At 70.6% G+C, this 16612-nt stretch carries 9 protein-coding genes; 6 read left to right on the forward strand and 3 right to left on the reverse strand.

The features are described from left to right. Nucleotides 1-398: 398 nt before the first annotated feature. Together D7V88_RS13445 and D7V88_RS13450 are read left to right on the forward strand one after the other, a co-directional pair. Nucleotides 399-2531, forward strand: a complete 2133-nt coding sequence (locus D7V88_RS13445; protein ID WP_244238127.1) for a hypothetical protein — start codon at nucleotides 399-401, stop codon at nucleotides 2529-2531. 273 nt (nucleotides 2532-2804) lie between these two features. Continuing rightward, nucleotides 2805-4976, forward strand: a complete 2172-nt coding sequence (locus D7V88_RS13450; protein WP_147448718.1) for a hypothetical protein — start codon at nucleotides 2805-2807, stop codon at nucleotides 4974-4976. 70 nt (nucleotides 4977-5046) lie between these two features. Here D7V88_RS13450 and D7V88_RS13455 read toward each other — a convergent pair whose 3' ends face one another. Then, nucleotides 5047-6507: a glutamate synthase subunit beta gene (locus D7V88_RS13455; protein ID WP_120541037.1), complete on the reverse strand. Its 1461-nt coding sequence runs from the start codon at nucleotides 6505-6507 to the stop codon at nucleotides 5047-5049. A gap of 3 nt (nucleotides 6508-6510) precedes the next feature. Next, the gene (gene gltB, locus D7V88_RS13460; protein WP_120541038.1) at nucleotides 6511-11082 is read right to left on the reverse strand and encodes a glutamate synthase large subunit; all 4572 of its coding nucleotides are present in this window, start codon (nucleotides 11080-11082) and stop codon (nucleotides 6511-6513) included. Nucleotides 11083-11304: 222 nt separating this feature from the next. Here gltB and D7V88_RS13465 point away from each other — a divergent pair, with 222 nt between their 5' ends. The 4 genes from D7V88_RS13465 to D7V88_RS13480 are packed head-to-tail and all read left to right on the forward strand — an operon-like array spanning nucleotide 11305 to nucleotide 15860. After that, nucleotides 11305-11955 (forward strand): biliverdin-producing heme oxygenase, encoded by a 651-nt coding sequence (locus D7V88_RS13465; RefSeq protein WP_244238126.1) that lies wholly within the window; start codon nucleotides 11305-11307, stop codon nucleotides 11953-11955. After that, on the forward strand, nucleotides 11948-14209 hold the full coding sequence (locus D7V88_RS13470; protein ID WP_341870675.1) for an ATP-binding protein: 2262 nt from the start codon (nucleotides 11948-11950) through the stop codon (nucleotides 14207-14209). The genes D7V88_RS13465 and D7V88_RS13470 overlap by 8 nt, the downstream gene beginning before the upstream one ends. Beyond that, nucleotides 14206-14643 (forward strand): response regulator, encoded by a 438-nt coding sequence (locus D7V88_RS13475; RefSeq protein WP_120541040.1) that lies wholly within the window; start codon nucleotides 14206-14208, stop codon nucleotides 14641-14643. The genes D7V88_RS13470 and D7V88_RS13475 overlap by 4 nt, the downstream gene beginning before the upstream one ends. Continuing rightward, complete coding sequence (locus D7V88_RS13480) at nucleotides 14640-15860, forward strand: hybrid sensor histidine kinase/response regulator (RefSeq protein ID WP_120541041.1); 1221 nt, start codon at nucleotides 14640-14642, stop codon at nucleotides 15858-15860. Before D7V88_RS13475 ends, D7V88_RS13480 begins: the two co-directional genes overlap by 4 nt. A 21-nt stretch (nucleotides 15861-15881) precedes the next feature. Here the strand turns inward: D7V88_RS13480 and D7V88_RS13485 are convergent, their stop codons facing one another. Continuing rightward, the gene (locus tag D7V88_RS13485; RefSeq protein WP_120541042.1) at nucleotides 15882-16451 is read right to left on the reverse strand and encodes a DUF420 domain-containing protein; all 570 of its coding nucleotides are present in this window, start codon (nucleotides 16449-16451) and stop codon (nucleotides 15882-15884) included. Nucleotides 16452-16612 lie beyond the last annotated feature (161 nt).

Here is a 16612-nt window from a genome sequence, read left to right on the forward strand (position 1 = left end):
CCCGTGGCGCCGGCCCCGTCGGAGCCCGTGCCCGCGTAGGCCTCCCCTCCCACGTCCGCGCCGGAAGACACGGGGCCCCTCGCTTCACGCGGGTGGGCCCCGTGGTGTCTTCCGGAACCGGGTGGTCCCGCGAGGCTGGCCCCTGTCGGGAATGGGATGCGCGTGGACGCAATGATTGTCCATTCATGCGCCGCGTGTCCTGCGGGCGACTTCGTCCGGAGCTGTCTGCCATTGGCCTGGGGCCCCGTGCGTCGAGTCAGTGCCAGACCTCGAAGCGGGGATGGCTTCACCCAGGGGGGCGAATGTCGCGGGAACGCAAGGGTTTGAGTGTGTGGCGGTTCATGCCGTCGTGGCTGCCAGGCATCCTGCTGGCGGTCAGTGGCTGTTCGAAGGAGCCAATGCCCGTGGAAGCGCCGGGAGCGCAAACCGCCCGGGTGGAGGAGGGGGGCTCCGCGTCCAGGCTCCGCGAGCTGCCCACCGTGGACAGCAGCCCGGTCGTCAGCCTCTTCGCCCAGAAGCTGAAGCAGCCCACGCGCCTGGGGGAGACGACGGCCGTGCACGTGAAGTTGCCGGCCCCCGCCAATGAAGCGCTGGCGGACAGCCTGGTGCGCGTGGTGGGCGATCCGAAGGCGCCCGTGGTCCTGTTCCGCTCCGACACCCTGGCTGAAATGGGTGCCATCCCCAGGAGCCCGGGCCCCGGGTTCTTCACCCTCTTCTCGCAGCTCCCGGACTCGGAGCTGACGCGCCGGCTGGGGAGCGAGGCGCAGTTGGCCAAGGGGGAGTTTGGAGAGACCACCCGGGAGCGCCTGCTGTTCAACGGTCGCCACCCGGCCGCGCGCTTCACGGGCCTCGCCGTGGACACCCGGGGCTTCCGGGACGGGGACATGGTGCCCCTGGCCCAATGCCAGGAGGTGCCGGTCTCCACCCAGGCGGGATGGGAGAAAACGCTGCTCGTCCGGGACCCGGCCGTGGTGTTGGATCCGGAGCGCACGTGGGACCCCTGTACCGGCGCCGGCACGAAGGGCGGGGTGTGGACCTTCGCGCACCTCATCCGGCAAATGGCGCAGGGCTCGGCGACCACCCCGGAGGTCTTCGTGACGCAGTGGCTGTCACGCTGGCTCAATGACTTCACCCTCAACGGTGACACCGTGCCGGCGCGCCGGGCGATGTACGCCGAGGTGATTGCCCCCTGGGCCGCCGCCAGCGGGGCGCAATCCTCCCTCTTCCTCAATGCCAGCACGGGCCGCTGGGAGGTCCGGCTCGACAAGCCCCTGGACCTGGGCATCGCGCCTTTCCGGCTGCTGGCCATCGTCAATCGCATCGACCTGGGCAACAACACGGGGGGCGGCTACGGGCGTCAGGCCAATCCCGGCGAGCTGCGCTTCGTGTTCGGCCTGACCCGCCCCTCGCCCTGGGGCCGCGGTGGTACGGAGGCGACGTGCAACCTCAAGCCCTTCACCGCCATCTTCGAATATGGGGTGCCGGGCAGGGGGTGCCAGAAGGTCGTGGGCTGGGCGCGGCAGTGGGCGCAGCTTGGCACCCATGCGTCCTTCGACGCGCTCTACCGCGCGCGACTCGCGGCGATGACAGAGAGCGTCGTCCTGCACGGAAAGGACACTGACAAGGGCAACTGGAACGCGCTCAACCAGCTTCGCACCAATGAGGCGGTCCTGGGGCCGAAGCAGGGCAGGCCGTGGGAGCTGCGGGAGTTCCGGCTGGCGGACGAGGACACCTCCAGCGGCAACGACCTGCCCACCTACGGGGGCCTTCGGGTGCACACGCTGGCGCAGACACCCGATGACGCGGCCCATGACTCCCAGACGGATGCCGACGTCGACCTCTTCGTGCGGACCCAGGTGAAGAGCGGGGTGGACCAGCCGGTGCTGTTGCCCACCCGGTGCGCCGCAGAGTTCACGGTGCCCCACCGGTTCAGGGGCAGGCCCATGCGGGGTGCCAATTCGCTGGTGGCCCCGCCCACGCACTGGGCCGCCCGTGGTGCCCCCGTGAGCGACGCCACGGAGGTCTGCGCGCGCAAGGAGTTCTCCCTCAACACCTGCAACGGCTGCCATTTCCAGGACACCGGCACCAACGACTTCTCAGGCGTCAACAACACCGCCTTCACGCACATCAGTCCGACGTCGGGCATCCCGGCGAGGCTGTCGAAGTTCCTGACGGGCGGCGGCCCCGGCTTCATGTACAGCGTCCCGGACGCGCAGTTCGGTGCGTCGGTGGCGTCGTGGTCCTTCGCGGACCTGCAGCGCCGGCATGAGCAGTTGTATGAGCTCGCCACCTGCTCCTCGTGTGGACGCTTCCTGGGGGTCGACGAGGGCTTCCTGGTGCGGATGGAGGCGCTCGCCGGGGCGGTGCCCCTGGACGTGTCCCCCGGCGCGGAGCCACCGCCGTTCAAGGTGGGGGCCATCCACGATGTCGCGATGGTGACGCGGCTCCTGGAGCTGCGCCCCGGCTTCAAGCAGGAGTCGTGGGACGCGCCGCTGAGCTTCCTCAAGCCGCCGCAGGTCTTCGTCCACTGACCGCGGATCCGGTCCCGGCCCCACGAGGCCTGCTCCTGTCTGGAATTGGATGAGGCGTGCCTGTAAAAACGACCAGAATGGGCATCGCCTTGTCCGGCGTCTGACTTTGACCCGGTGTGTGAGTCTGACGCCAGCTCATGTCCTTGCATGCTCGTACCTACGGTGCACGCCAACCATCCGGGGACGGATGGCTTCACTGACGGGGCGTGTATGTCGCTGAGACGCAAGGAATTGCAGGGACGGAAGTCCAGGTCGGTCTGGCTGCTGGGGGCCATGCTGACGCTTGTCGGTTGTTCGAAGGAGGCGGCCCCCACCGGGACCGCCGACGCGCGAACGGCCCGGACGGGGGCCCGGGTGGAGGCGGAGAGTGGCTCTTCCAAGCTCAGTGAACTGCCCGCCGTGGAGGGGCTGTCCACCGCCCGGGTCTTCGCCCAGAAGCTGGAGCAGGAAACGCCCCTGAAGGAGACGACGGCCGTCCACGTGAAGCTGGTGCCTCCCGCCAACAAGGAGCTGGAGGACAGCCTGGTGCGCGTGGTGGGAGACCCCCAGGACCCCGTGGTGCTGTTCCGCTCCGACGCCCTGGCGGAGATGGGTGCCATTCCCAAGAGCCCCGGCCCCGGGTTCTTCACCCTCTTCTCTGACGTGCCGGACTCGGAGATCCAACGCCGGGTGGACAGCGAGGCGCGGGTCGCCAAGGGGGAGTTTGGAGAAACCACCCGGGAGACCGTGTTGTTCAACGGCCGTCACCCGGCCGCGCGCTTCGAGGGGCTGGCGTTGGAGGCCCAGGCCTTCCGGGGCGGCGGCATGGTGCCCATCGCCAACTGCCCGGTGATGCCGGCTTCCACCCAGGCCGTCTGGGAGAAGGCGCTGCTCGTCCGCGACGCGGCCGTGGTGCAGGACCCGGCGCGCACGTGGGACCCCTGTACCGGCGCCGGCACGAAGGGCGGCGCGTGGACCTTCGCGCACCTCATGCGGGAGATGGCCCAGGGGTCGGGTACGACGGCCGAGGACTTCGTCACGAAGTGGCTGTCCCGCTGGCTCAATGATTACACCGTCAACGGCGACACCGTGCCGGCTCGCCGGAAGATGTATGACGAAGTGATTGCCCCCTGGGCCACCGCCAGCGGGCAGTTGTCCTCGCTCCAGTTCAACTCCGCTTCGAATACCTGGCAGGTGCTGCTCAGCGGGCCGCTGGACCTCGACATCGCGCCCTTCCGCCTGCTGTCCATCGTCAACCGCATCGACCTGGCCAGCAGCACCGGCGGCGGCTACGGCGGCACGTCCACCGCGGGGGAGTTGCGCTTCGTGTTCGGCCTGACCCAGCCTTCACCCTGGGGCGCTGGCACGGAGGCGAGCTGCAACCTCAAGTCCTTCACCGCCATCTTCGAATACGGCGTGCCGCTCACGGGCTGCCAGCAGGTCATCGACTGGGCCCGGAAGTGGGCGCAGTTGGGCGCCCGCGCCTCCTTCGACGCGACCTACCTCGCGCAGCTCGAAGCGATGACGGAGAGCGTCGTGCTGCACGGCAAGGCCCCCAACAAGGGCAACCAGAGCGCCCTCAACCAACTGCGCACCAATGAGATTGCCCTGGTGCTGCCCAACGGGCAGTGGGAGCTGCGGGAGTTCCAGTTGGTGGATGAGAACCCCGCCACCGGGACCAACACCCCCTCCAATGGCCTGCTGCGGGCGCACACGGTGGCGCTGACGCCGGATGACGCCACGCACGACTTCCAGACGGACCCGGACGTGGATGACCTGGTGACCTCGACCATCGCGGGCGGGCTGTCAGGGGTGACGGTGCCCACCCAATGCGCCGCGAGCTTCACCGTGCCCCATGCGCTCAACGGCAATCCCTTCCTGGGCGGCAATGCCCTGGTGGACGTGCCGACCCACTGGGAGGCCTTCAGCGCGAACCCGGGCGTCGCCACGGACGTCTGCGCGCGCAAGGAGTTCTCCGGCAACACCTGCAATGGCTGCCACTTCAAGGACACCGACACCACCGACCTCACCGGCATCAACAACAATGCCTTCACGCACATCAGCCCCACGTCGGGCATCCCGGCGAAGCTGTCCAAGTTCCTGACGGGCGGTGGCACGGGCTTCATGTTCAGCGTGCCGGATGCGCAGTTCGGTGCCGGTGTGACGTCCTGGCCGTTCGCGGACCTGCTGCGCCGTCACCAGCGGCTGTATGACATCGCCACCTGCCAGACCTGTGGCCGCTTCTTCGCACTGGATGCGGGCTTCCTGGTGCGGATGGAGGAGGTCGCGGGGGCGGTCCCCTTCGACAGGCTCTCCGGCACTCCTGGTGAGCTGCCCTTCAAGGTGGGGCCCATCCGGGACCTGGAGACGATGAAGCAGTTGCTGGAGCTGCGCACCAGCTTCGCGAAGGAGCCCCGCGACACGCCGCTTGGCTTCCTGCGGCCGCCCGAGCCCTTCGTCCACTGACGCGCCATCAGGAAGAGCCCGGGGCCCCTGTGTCCGCAGCCTGGCGGACAGGGGCCCCGTGCCCGTTGCTTCAGAACGCGCAGTCCTGCCCGCGCGTGGGCAGCGCGGACGCCGTGCCGGACAGCCACGTGTCCAGTGCTCGCGCCGCCTCACGTCCGTCCGCGAGCGCCCAGACGATGAGGCTCGCGCCCCGGCTCGCGTCGCCCGCGCAGTACACGCCCGGCGCGGACGTGGCGAACTTCGCGTCCACCTGCACCGTGCCGCGCGGTGACAGCTTCACGCCCAGCTCTTCCGCGAGCGGCCCCGTTTCCGGCCCCGTGAAGCCCATGGCCAGCACCAGCAGGTCCACGTCGAACACCTGCTCGGATCCCGGCACCTCCAGGAGCTTCATCGCGCCGCCCGGCTCGCGCTGTACCTCCACGCGCACCGCGTGCAGCCGCTTGAGCTGGCCGTCTTCACCCTCCAGCCGCTTCGTCAGGAGCGCGAAGGCGCGCTCGCCGCCCTCCTCCTGGCTGGACGACGTGCGGAACACCAGCGGCCAGCGCGGCCACGGGTTCTCCTTCGCGCGCACCGACGGCGGCGCGGGCAACAGCTCCACCTGCATGACGCTTTCCGCATCCTGACGCAGCGCCGTCCCCAGGCAGTCCGAGCCCGTGTCGCCGCCGCCCAGGATGATGACCCGCTTGCCCTTCGCCTCCAGCCGCGCGTCCGGCGTCGCGCCCGCCGTCACCACCCGGTTCTGGTGCTCCAGGTACTCCATCGCCTGCAACACGCCGGACAGCTCACGGCCCGGGACGTCCAGCTCGCGGGCCCGCCGCGCGCCCATCGCCAGCACCACGCCGTCGTACTGCTCGCGCAGCGCGCGGTAGCCCGTCGTCGCGCCCACGCCCTCGCCCGTGCGGAAGACGATGCCCTCCGCCTCCATCAGCGCGAGGCGCCGGTCCAACACCGACTTCTCCAGCTTGAAGTCCGGGATGCCGTAGCGCAGCAGCCCTCCTGCTCGCGCGTCCTTCTCGTACACCGTCACGGTGTGCCCGGCCGCGTTGAGCTGGGAGGCCGCCGCGAGCCCCGCGGGGCCGGAGCCCACCACCGCCACGCGCTTGCCCGTCCTGCGCGCCGGAGGTCGGGCCTTCACCCAGCCCTCCGCGAACGCACGCTCGGAGATCTCCTTTTCAATCTGCTCGATGGTCACCGCGTCCCGGTCGATGGCCAGCACGCACGAGGCCTCGCACGGCGCGGGGCACAGCCGTCCGGTGAACTCCGGGAAGGTGTTGGTGCGACTGAGCACCTGGTACGCCTCCTTCCACTGGCCCCGGTACACCGCGTCGTTGAAGTCCGGGATGAGGTTTCCCAGCGGACAGCCCTGGTGACAGAAGGGCACGCCACAGTCCATGCAGCGCCCGGCCTGCCGCTTTGCTTCCTCCGGCGCCAGCGGCAGGTGCAGCTCGCGCCAGTCCTCCAGGCGCTCCGCCTTCTCCCGCTTGGGGGCATGGACGCGCGGCCACTCGACGAAACCCGTGGGCTTGCCCATCGCCTAGACCCCCCCGCCGACGACGTGGAGCTGCTGCACGCCCGCGGCCGGTGGGGGCCGCCGGGCCGCCCGCCGCGCCTGGAGCACGCGCTTGTAGTCGGTGGGCATCACCTTCATGAACTGCGGCACCATCAGCTCCCAGTTGTCGAGCACCCGCCGCGCCAGCGTGCTGCCGGTGTGGTGCAGGTGGCGTTCGATCATCCCGTGCACGAGCCAGATTTCGGACTCGTCCACCAGCGACTCCAGCTCCACCATCTCCAGGTTGCAGCGCTCGCGGAAGGAGCGGTCCCGGTCCAACACGTACGCGGTGCCGCCGCTCATGCCGGCCGCGAAGTTGCGGCCCGTGGGGCCCAGCACCACCACCACGCCGCCCGTCATGTACTCACACCCGTGGTCGCCCACGCCCTCCACCACCGCCTGCGCGCCGCTGTTGCGCACCGCGAAGCGCTCGCCCGCGAGCCCCCGCAGGTACACCTCGCCGGCCGTCGCCCCGTAGAGCACCGTGTTGCCCACGAGCACGTTCTCCTCCGACACGAAGCGGCTGCCCTCGTGCGGATAGACGATGACGCGTCCGCCGGACAGGCCCTTGCCCAGGTAGTCGTTGGTGTCGCCCTCCAGCTCCAGCGTCACCCCCGCCGCCAGGAACGCGCCGAAGCTCTGGCCCGCGGAGCCCTTCAGCTTCACCCGCAGCTTGCCGTCCGGCAGCCCTTGCGCGCCGTGACGGCGGGCAATCTCTCCGGACAACATCGCGCCCACCGCGCGGTGCGTGTTCGCCACCGGCAGGTTGAGCAGCAGCGGCGGGCCGCCCGAAAGCACCGACTGCGCCTTCGCCAGCAGCTCGTGGTCCAGGTGGTCCGACACGTCCTTGCGGTGCGGCACCACGCAGTGCCGGGGTTCGGAGGCTGGCGCGGCCGGCGCGGCGAGCAGCGCGGACAGGTCCACCTTGCGCGCCTTCCAGTGGTCCACCGCCGTGCGCTGGCGCAAGAGGTCCACGCGGCCCACCAGGTCATCCAGGCGGCGGATGCCCAGTTGGGCCATCTGCCGGCGCAGGTCCTCGGAGAGCATCATGAAGAAGCTCACCACGTTCTCGGGCGTGCCCTGGTAGCGCTCGCGCAGCGCGGGGTCCTGCGTGGCGATGCCCGCGGAGCAGGTGTTGAGGTGGCACTTGCGCAGCATGATGCAGCCCACGGAGACGAGGCTCGCGGTGGCGAGGCCGAACTCCTCCGCGCCCAGCAGCGCCGCCACCAGCACGTCGCGCGCGGTGCGCAGGCCGCCGTCCACCTGCACGCGCACACGTGAGCGCAGGCCGTTCTGCACCAGCACCTGCTGCGTCTCCGCGAGCCCCAGCTCCCACGGCAGGCCCGCGTGCTGGAGGCTTGAGAGGGGAGAGGCGCCCGTGCCGCCCTCGTAGCCCGCGATGACCACGGCGCTGGCGCCCGCCTTGGCGACGCCCGCGGCGATGGTGCCCACGCCCACCTCGCTCACCAGCTTCACGCTCACGCGCGCCTTCGCGTTGACGGACTGGAGGTCGTAGATGAGCTGCGCCAGGTCCTCGATGGAGTAGATGTCGTGGTGCGGTGGCGGGGAGATGAGCGTCACGCCCGGCGTGGACCAGCGCACGCGCGCGATGCGCTCATCCACCTTGTGGCCCGGAAGCTGTCCGCCCTCGCCGGGCTTGGCGCCCTGGGCCATCTTGATTTGAAGCTCGTCCGCGTTGACCAGGTACTCGGCGGTGACGCCGAAGCGCGCGCTCGCCACCTGCTTGATGGCGCTGCGGCGCGAGTCGCCGTTGGGCTCCTTCGTGTAGCGCCGCGCTTCCTCGCCGCCCTCGCCGCTGTTGGACTTGCCGCCCAGCCGGTTCATCGCGATGGCCAGCGTCTCGTGCGCCTCCGCGCTGATGGAGCCGAAGGACATGGCCCCGGTGACGAACCGGCGCGCCAGTTCCAACGCGGGCTCCACCTCGTCCAGCGGCACCGGCGTACAGCCCTCCGTTACCACGTCCAGCAGGCCGCGCAGGTTGCTGTGCTCGCGCGTCTCGTCGTCCGCCAGCTTCGAATACTCCTGGAACGCCGCCGCGTCGTCCGCGCGCACCGCCGCCTGGAGCTTCGCCACCGTGGCCGGGTTCCACTTGTGCCGCTCGCCCTGCCGGCGCCAGCGGAACTGACCGCCGACGGGAAGCAGGCCCTCCTCGCCGTCCGCTGCCTGGCCGAAGCCGCGCGCGTGCCGTTCAGAAACTTCGCGTCCCAGCTCCGGCAGGCCCACGCCTTCGATGCGGGATGGCGTGCCGGTGAAGTGCTTTTCAATCAGCCCGCGCTGGAGGCCCACCGCCTCGAAGAGCTGCGAGCCGCGGTACGACTGGAGCGTGGAGATGCCCATCTTGGACATCACCTTGAGCAGGCCCTCCTCCAGCGCGTGGAGGTACTGCTCCTGGGCCTTGTCCTCGCCCGCCTTGAGCTCGCCCGCGTCCGCCAGCGCGCGCAGCGTGTCCAGCGCGAGGTACGGGTTCACCGCCGACACGCCGTAGGCGAACAGGCACGCGAAGTGGTGCACCTCGCGCGGTTCGGCGGTCTCCAGGACGATGCCCGTGTACATGCGGGTGCCGTCGCGCACCAGCCGCTGATGCACCGCGGACACGGCCAGCAGCGCCGGGATGGCCGCGTGCGCCGCGTCCACGCCCCGGTCGCTCAGCACGAGCACGCTGGCGCCCGCGTCCACCGCGTCCACCGCCGCCATGCACAGCCGCTCCACCGCGACCTCCAGCGCCGTGGCCGCGCCGCCCGCGTGCGGGTACAGCAGGCTCAGCGTGCGCGGCTCGAACAGGCCCGTGTCGCCGCGCAGGTTCGCAAGCCGCGCCAACTGCCCGTTGGTCAGGATGGGGCCCGGCAAGGACAGCCGGTGACACTGCTCGGGCGTCTCCTCGAAGGTGTTGCCTTCGGGGCCCAGCGCGGTGGCCAGCGTCATCACCAGCGCCTCGCGCAGCGGGTCGATGGGCGGGTTGGTCACCTGCGCGAAGAGCTGGTGGAAGTAGTTGAAGAGGGTGGGCGCCTGGTCGCTCAGCACCGCGAGCGGCGTGTCGGTGCCCATGGAGCCGGTGGGCTCCTTGCCCGTCTCCGCCATGGGGACCAGCGTGGTGCGCACGTCTTCGTCCGTGAAGCCGAACGCGCGCTGGAGCCTCCACAGCGATTCGCCCTTCAGCCGCTCCGGCGCGGGCACCGCGGGCAGGTCCTCGAAGGTGAAGACGTTGCGCTGCAACCAGCGGCGGTACGGCCAGCGCGTGGTGATTTCGCGCTTGGCCTCCTCGTCCTCGATGATGCGCCCTTCGGCGGTGTCCACCAGCAGCATGCGGCCCGGCGTCAGCCGACCCTTGCGGCGCACCTGCGACGGGGGCACGTCGATGACGCCCGTCTCCGACGCCAGGATGATGCGGTCATCCTCCGTCACCAGATAGCGCGCGGGCCGCAGGCCGTTGCGGTCCAGCGTCGCGCCAATGAGCTGACCGTCCGTGAACGCGATGGCCGCCGGCCCGTCCCACGGCTCCAGCAGCGACGCGGAGTACTCGTAGAAGGCCCGGCGCTCGTCGGGCATCTGCTTGTGCGCCTCCCACGCCTCCGGGATCATCATCATCATGGCGTGGGGCAGGGTGCGGCCGCCCAGGTAGAGCAGCTCCACCATGTTGTCGAACTGCGCGGAGTCGCTCTTGCCCGGCACGATGATGGGCCACAGGGGCTCCAGGCTGCCGCCCAGCTTCGCCGTCTGGAGCAGGCCGCGCCGCGCCGTCATCCAGTTGCGGTTGCCACGCAGTGTATTGATTTCGCCGTTGTGCGCGATGAAGCGGAACGGCTGCGCCAGCTCCCACGTGGGGAACGTGTTGGTGGAGAAGCGCGAGTGCACCAGCGCCAGCGCGCTGACGAACTCCGGGTGCCGCAGGTCCGCGTAGAAGCGCGGAAGCTGCCGGGGCAGGAGCAGCCCCTTGTAGATGAGGGTCTCCGACGAACAACTGGCCACGTGGAAGCGCCCCTGCGGATCCACGCCGCGCGCCAGCACGCGGTTCTCCACCAGCTTGCGGATGCGGTACAGCTTGCGCTCGAAGGCGCTGGGCACCACGCGACGGCGCGCGATGAAGAGCTGCCGGATGACCGGCGCCACCTGCCGGGCGAGCGACCCCAGCTCCTCCGGGGCCACCGGCACATCCCGCCAGCCGAGCAGCCGCTGGCCCTCCTCCTCCACCACGTCCTCGAACAACGCCTCGCACGCGCGGCGCGCCTCGGGCTCCGGCGGCAGGAACACCTGCGCCACGCCGTACTGGCGGCGGGGGGGCAGCTCGAAGCCCAGCTTCGGGGCCTCGTGGTTGAAGAAGCGGTGGGGCAGTTGCACCAGGATGCCGGCGCCGTCACCCGTCTCCGGGTCGCGACCCGCCGCGGCGCGGTGACTCAGCCGGTTGAGCAGCTCCAGCGCGTCCTCCACGATGCCGCGCGAGCGCTGACCCCGGATGTGGGCCACGAACCCCACGCCGCACGCGTCGTGCTCGGTCTCCGGCTCATACAGGCCGTAGCGCCGCGGGAGGGTAAACGACATCGTGTGGACCCCTTTCCCGCATGACACGGGAAGCCAAGCTGTGGAGCTTGCAGGCTAACGCGCCGTGTCGCACCCCGTAAAGACAGGGTGGCTCAGGGGGTTGGTGCCTCAAGCGGAGTGGGACCGGGGGGACGGGTCCGTGAAACATCACGCACCGTGCGTTGAACATGCCCCGCGGGGACCCGGATGAACGGATGAACGGCCAACATTTGGAACAGTTGGTTGTTTCCTGATGCTGCGGTGCTCCACATCCTCGGGGTCACCTTGGGACTGCTGCAGCGACTGAAGACGGAAACGCGCCCTCACCACGAGCGCACGGAGGGTGTGGTGCGCCTGATGGACGCGCACCTGACGCCCGCTGACTACCTGCGTCACCTGGAGGACTTCTACGGGCTCTACGTCCCCCTGGAGGCGCGGCTCGCCGGCCCCCTGGCGGAGGTGGGGCCCGCGCTGGTGCTCGAATCGCGCTGGAAGGTGCCGCTGCTGGAGGAGGACCTGCGGGCACAGGGCCATGACACGGCCTCGCTCGCACGGCTGCCGCGTGCCTCCCCGTTGCCGGCCCTGCCGGGGCTCGCCGAGGCGCTTGGCTGCGCATACGTGCTGGAGGGCTCCACGCTGGGCGGCCAGCTCATCCTGCGCCACCTGACGCGCCACTTCGGAACGGACGCGCGCGTGGGCACCTTCGCCTTCTTCCGGGCCTATGGCGATGAGGTGGGCCCGATGTGGCGGGCCTTCGGCGCTGTCGTCGCCCAGGCGTCCGAACGGGCGTCCTCCGACACCTTCGACGCGGCCGTCATCCAGGGCGCCCGCGACACCTTTGACGCCTTCGCTGGCTGGTTGATGCGGGAGAACGATGTCCCCGTCCGTGTCTGATGCCGACCTCAGTGTCTGCGACCGTGAACCCATCCACCTGCTGGGCGGCATCCAGCCCCGCGGCGTCCTCGTCGCCTTCGAAGAGGGGGACGAAACCATCGTCGTGGTGAGCTCCAACGCGGCCGCGCTGCTCGGCGTGGGGCCGGACGCGCTCGTGGGCCAGCCCCTCGGCCGCATCGTGTCCCGCGAGGTGCTGACGCGCGTGGAGGCGGGCGTGGCGCTGGGGCCTGTCAACGTGGAGGTGGGCGGGCGCCGGTGCTCCGCGCTCCTGCATGAAAGCGATGGCCTGCGGGTGCTGGAGCTGGAGCCGCTGTCGGACTCGGACGCGAGCGCGGAGGAGGATGCGCTGACCGCGGTGCACCGGCTGGTGTCGCCGCTGGCGCGGGCGAAGGGCGTGGGCGCGCTGCTCCAGGAGGCCGCGGCCGCGGTGCGGGCGCTCATCGGCTACGACCGCGTGATGGTGTACCGCTTCCACGCGGACTTCCACGGCGAGGTGGTGGCCGAAAGCGTGCGTGAAGGCATCGATCGCTTCATGGGTCTGCACTTCCCGGCGACCGACATCCCGGTGCAGGCGCGGGCCCTCTACACGCGCAACACCCTGCGCCTCATCGCGGACGTGGACGCGAAGGTCGTGGGGCTCGTCCCCGCCACGCTGCCCGGCACGGACCGTCCGCTGGACCTGTCCGGCTCGGCGCTGCGCAGCGTGTCGGAGATCCACCTGGAGTACCTGCGCAACATGGGCGTGGGCGCGTCCTTCAGCGTGTCGCTCCTGAAGGACGGGCAGCTCTGGGGGCTCATGGCCTGTCACCACCTGTCGCCCCGGGGCGTGTCGGCCGCGCGGCGGCAGGCGTGCGACGTGCTGGCGCGGTTGCTGTCGCTCCAGCTCTCCGCCGAGGAGCGCGCCGTGGAGTCCGCGGCCCAGGCGCGGCGCGCGTCGCTGCTCAACGTCCTCGTGGTGCCGGGCCTGGGCGAGTATTCCCCCGCCCGTGCGCTGGAGGCACAGGCTCCGCTGCTGATGGACCTCACCGGCGCCAGGGGCGTGGCGCTGGTGCTGGGAGCGAGCGCGGGACTCCAGGGCGGCGCCCCGCTGCTGTTGGGGGACACGCCGTCGGAGGCGGAGGTGCTCGCCCTGGTGGCCTGGCTGTCGCGGCAGGAGCTTCCGGACGATGTCTTCCATGTGGACCGTCTGGGGGATGTCTACCCGGGGCTGGCCTCGCGCGCGGAGGTGGCCGCGGGCCTGCTGGCCGTGCGCCTGGATCCCGCGGTGCCGCACTTCGCGCTGTGGTTCCGGCCGGAGGTAGCGCGCACCGTGTCGTGGGCCGGCAATCCGAACAAGCCCGTGCGTCCGGAGCCGGGACATGCGCGGCTGCGCCCCCGCGCCTCCTTCGATGTGTGGCGCGAGGAGGTGCGGGACGCGTCCCTGCCGTGGTCGGCGCAGGACCTGGAGGCGGCGCGCGCCCTCAAGGGCGCCCTCGTGGGCGTGGTGTTGCGGCACGCGGAGGAGCTGGCCCGGCTGTCGCGGGAGCTGGCCCGCTCCAACGCGGAGCTGGACGCCTTCGGTGGCACCGTGGCGCACGACCTCAAGGAGCCCCTGCGCGGCATCCTCCAGTACAGCTCCTTCCTCCAGGAGGACTTCGGTCCGGCGCTGGGCCAGGCCGGGGGCGCGCAGTTGGAAGCCCTGACGTGGCTGGCGAAGCGCACGCACGAACTCGTCGACAGCCTCTTTGAATACAGCCGCCTGGGCCGGCTGGAGCTGGCGTGGGAGGAGACGAACCAGCAGGTCCTGGTGGACGACGTGCTGCGCACGCTGGGTGCGCGGCTGGAGGAGGGGCGGGTGGAGGTGCGGATGCCCCGCCGGCTGCCCACCGTCGCGTGCGACCCCATCCGCATCCGGCAGGTGTGGGCCAACCTCATCTCCAACGCGGCCAAATACCAGACCGCGGAGCCCCGCTGGGTGGAGGTGGGCTTCCTCGGGCCGGGAGAAACGCGCCCGGAGGCGGCGCGGCACGTCACCGCGCCCTATCTTTTCTTCGTGAGGGACCCCGGCATCGGCATCGCCCCTCAATTCCACGAGGCCATCTTCGAACTGTTCCGTCGCCTGCACCCCGCGCAGGCGTTCGGAGGCGGGAGTGGGGCGGGGCTGGCCATCGCGCGGCGTCTGGTGTCATTGCACGGAGGGCTGTTGTGGGTGGACTCCGCGCCAGGACGTGGCTCCACCTTCTTCTTCACGCTTGGCAAGGAACCCCGCGGATGAGTCCCCTGTTGCTGGTGGAAGACAGTGATCCGGACGCGGAGGCGTTGCTGCGCATCGCCCGGCGGCTGCCGCTACCCGTGCCGGTGGTGCGCGTGTGCGACGGTGAGAGCGCCCTGGACTACCTCTACCAGCGGGGGTCCTATCCGGATGCGGAGCGGCCGGTGCTCGTCCTGCTGGACATGCACATGCCGGGCATGAGCGGGCGCGACGTGCTGACGCGGCTGAAGGCGGATCCGAACCTGCGCCCCATCCCGGTCATCATCTTCTCCAGTTCAGTGGCGGCCGAGGACGTGGACGGGGCGTACGCGGACGGCGCCAACAGCTACCTCTTCAAGCCGGAAATCGGTCCCCAGCTCCAGGCGACCGCGGAGGCGCTGCACGCCTTCTGGTTCAAGGCCGCGCGACTGCCCGCGCCGGAAGCGCAGGGCGCATGACCCTGCGCGTACTCCTGGTGGACGACGGGATGGCGGATCGCATCGCGGTCAGCCGTGCGCTGGCCAAGGATCCGGACATGACGTGGGAGGTGGCGCAGGTGGCCTCCGCGGAGGAGGCGCTGGAGTACCTGTCCGTCCATGCCGCGGACGCGATGCTGCTCGACTACCACCTGCCCGGCATGAACGGCGTGGCCCTGCTCCAGAAGCTCGCGGAGCTGGGCCTTCCCACCGTGCCGGCGGTCGTGGTGCTCACGGGCAGTGGCAATGAGCGCGTGGCGGTGGCCGCGATGAAGGCCGGTGCCCAGGACTACCTCGTCAAGGAGGCCTTCAGCCCGGAGCGCCTGCGCCACAGCCTGCGCGGTGCCGTGGACGCGGTGCGCATGACGCGCGAGCTGGAAGAGCGCCGCCTGCGCGCGGAGCGGGCCGAGGCCGTCGCCCGGGACGCCCTGGCCGTGCGCGACGAGCTCTTCTCGCTGGCGACCCACGACCTCAAGGGCCCGTTGCAGATCATGACGCTCAACGCCCAGGTGCTGCGCCGGCAGATTCCCGCCGCCGTGATGACGCCCGCGCTGGAGACGCGACTGGGCCACATCGTGCGCGCCGCGCACCGCATGGGGGAGCTCATCGACCACTTCCTGGAGGTGACGCGCGGTCAGGAGCGTCCGCTCAAGCGCGAACCCATGGACCTGCTCGCCATGGTGCACGGCAAGGTGCGCGAACTGGAGGCCACGGCGACGCGCCACGTCTTCGTCCTGGAGGCGCCTGAAGGCCGTGACTTCACGGGTGACTGGGACGCGCACGCCCTGGAGCGCGTGCTGGAGAACCTGATGGGCAACGCGGTGAAGTACAGCGCCGCGGGCTCCACCGTCACCGTGCGCCTGGCGGTGGAGGAGCAGGACCCCCATCAGTCCGTGCTGCTCTACGTGGTGGACCAGGGCATCGGCATCCCCGCGGCGGACCTGCCCTTCGTCTTCGAGCGCTTCCACCGGGGCCGCAACGTGTCCCAGGACGTGTCCGGCAGCGGCGTGGGCCTGGCCAGCGCGCGGCGCATGGTGGAACTGCACGGCGGCACGCTGGCCGTGGAGAGCCAGGAGCACCGGGGCTCCACCTTCATCGTGCGCCTGCCCCGGGGCCTCCAGGTCAGCGCGTTTCCCTCGACGGCCGCCCCGCAGCAGGGGCCGGCCTCGTCCGGGGGGCCTACGCACTCCGCGCGGTGACGCGCAGGGGAGGGCAGGCCTTCAGGAGACGGCGGGGATGCCGCCGCGCAGCATGAAGTACACCACCACGCCCGTCACCGACACGTAGAGCCAGATGGGCGCCAGCCACCGCGTCACCTTGCGGTGCCGCGCGAATTGCTGCCGCCAGGAGAAGTAGAAGGCCACGAGCGCCAGGGGCAGCACCGGCATGGACAAGAGCACGTGGCTGGCCAGCAGCGTCAGGTACAGCCCCCGGAAGTCGCCCACGTAGCGCGTGTCCCCGTGCACGTAGTGGTAGGCGAGGTAGCCCACCAGGAACAGCGCGGACGCCGCGAACGCGCTCACCATCAGGTTCTGGTGCACCCGGCGCGCGCCCCGCTTGATGGCGATCCACCCGCCCAACAGCAGCGTCGCCGCCGTCGCGTTGAGCCCCGCGTTCACCGCCGGCATGAAGCGCAGGTCCACGCCCATGTTCGCGCCGCCCCGGCGGATGAGCAGCAGCCACGCCAGCAGGGCCAGCGCTCCGGCGGACACCACGCCAATGGCGATGAAGAACGACCGGTCGCGCGACGGCGACGAGGGGGGGGACATCCCGAACGCGGCGTTGGACATGGCCCCCCTTGTGGACCGCGTCATGGCCTCCGTGCAACTCCTCCCCAGAGGAGGGTCGTACGTAAGCGTACATGTCGGTCGAATGGAATCGGTTAGGTCAACTGGATCTCAAACCGGAAATTCCTTCATACTCCTACGCGTCGCCCCCGACCCCCCCTCTC

Source organism: Corallococcus terminator (assembly GCF_003611635.1).
GTDB lineage: Bacteria > Myxococcota > Myxococcia > Myxococcales > Myxococcaceae > Corallococcus > Corallococcus terminator.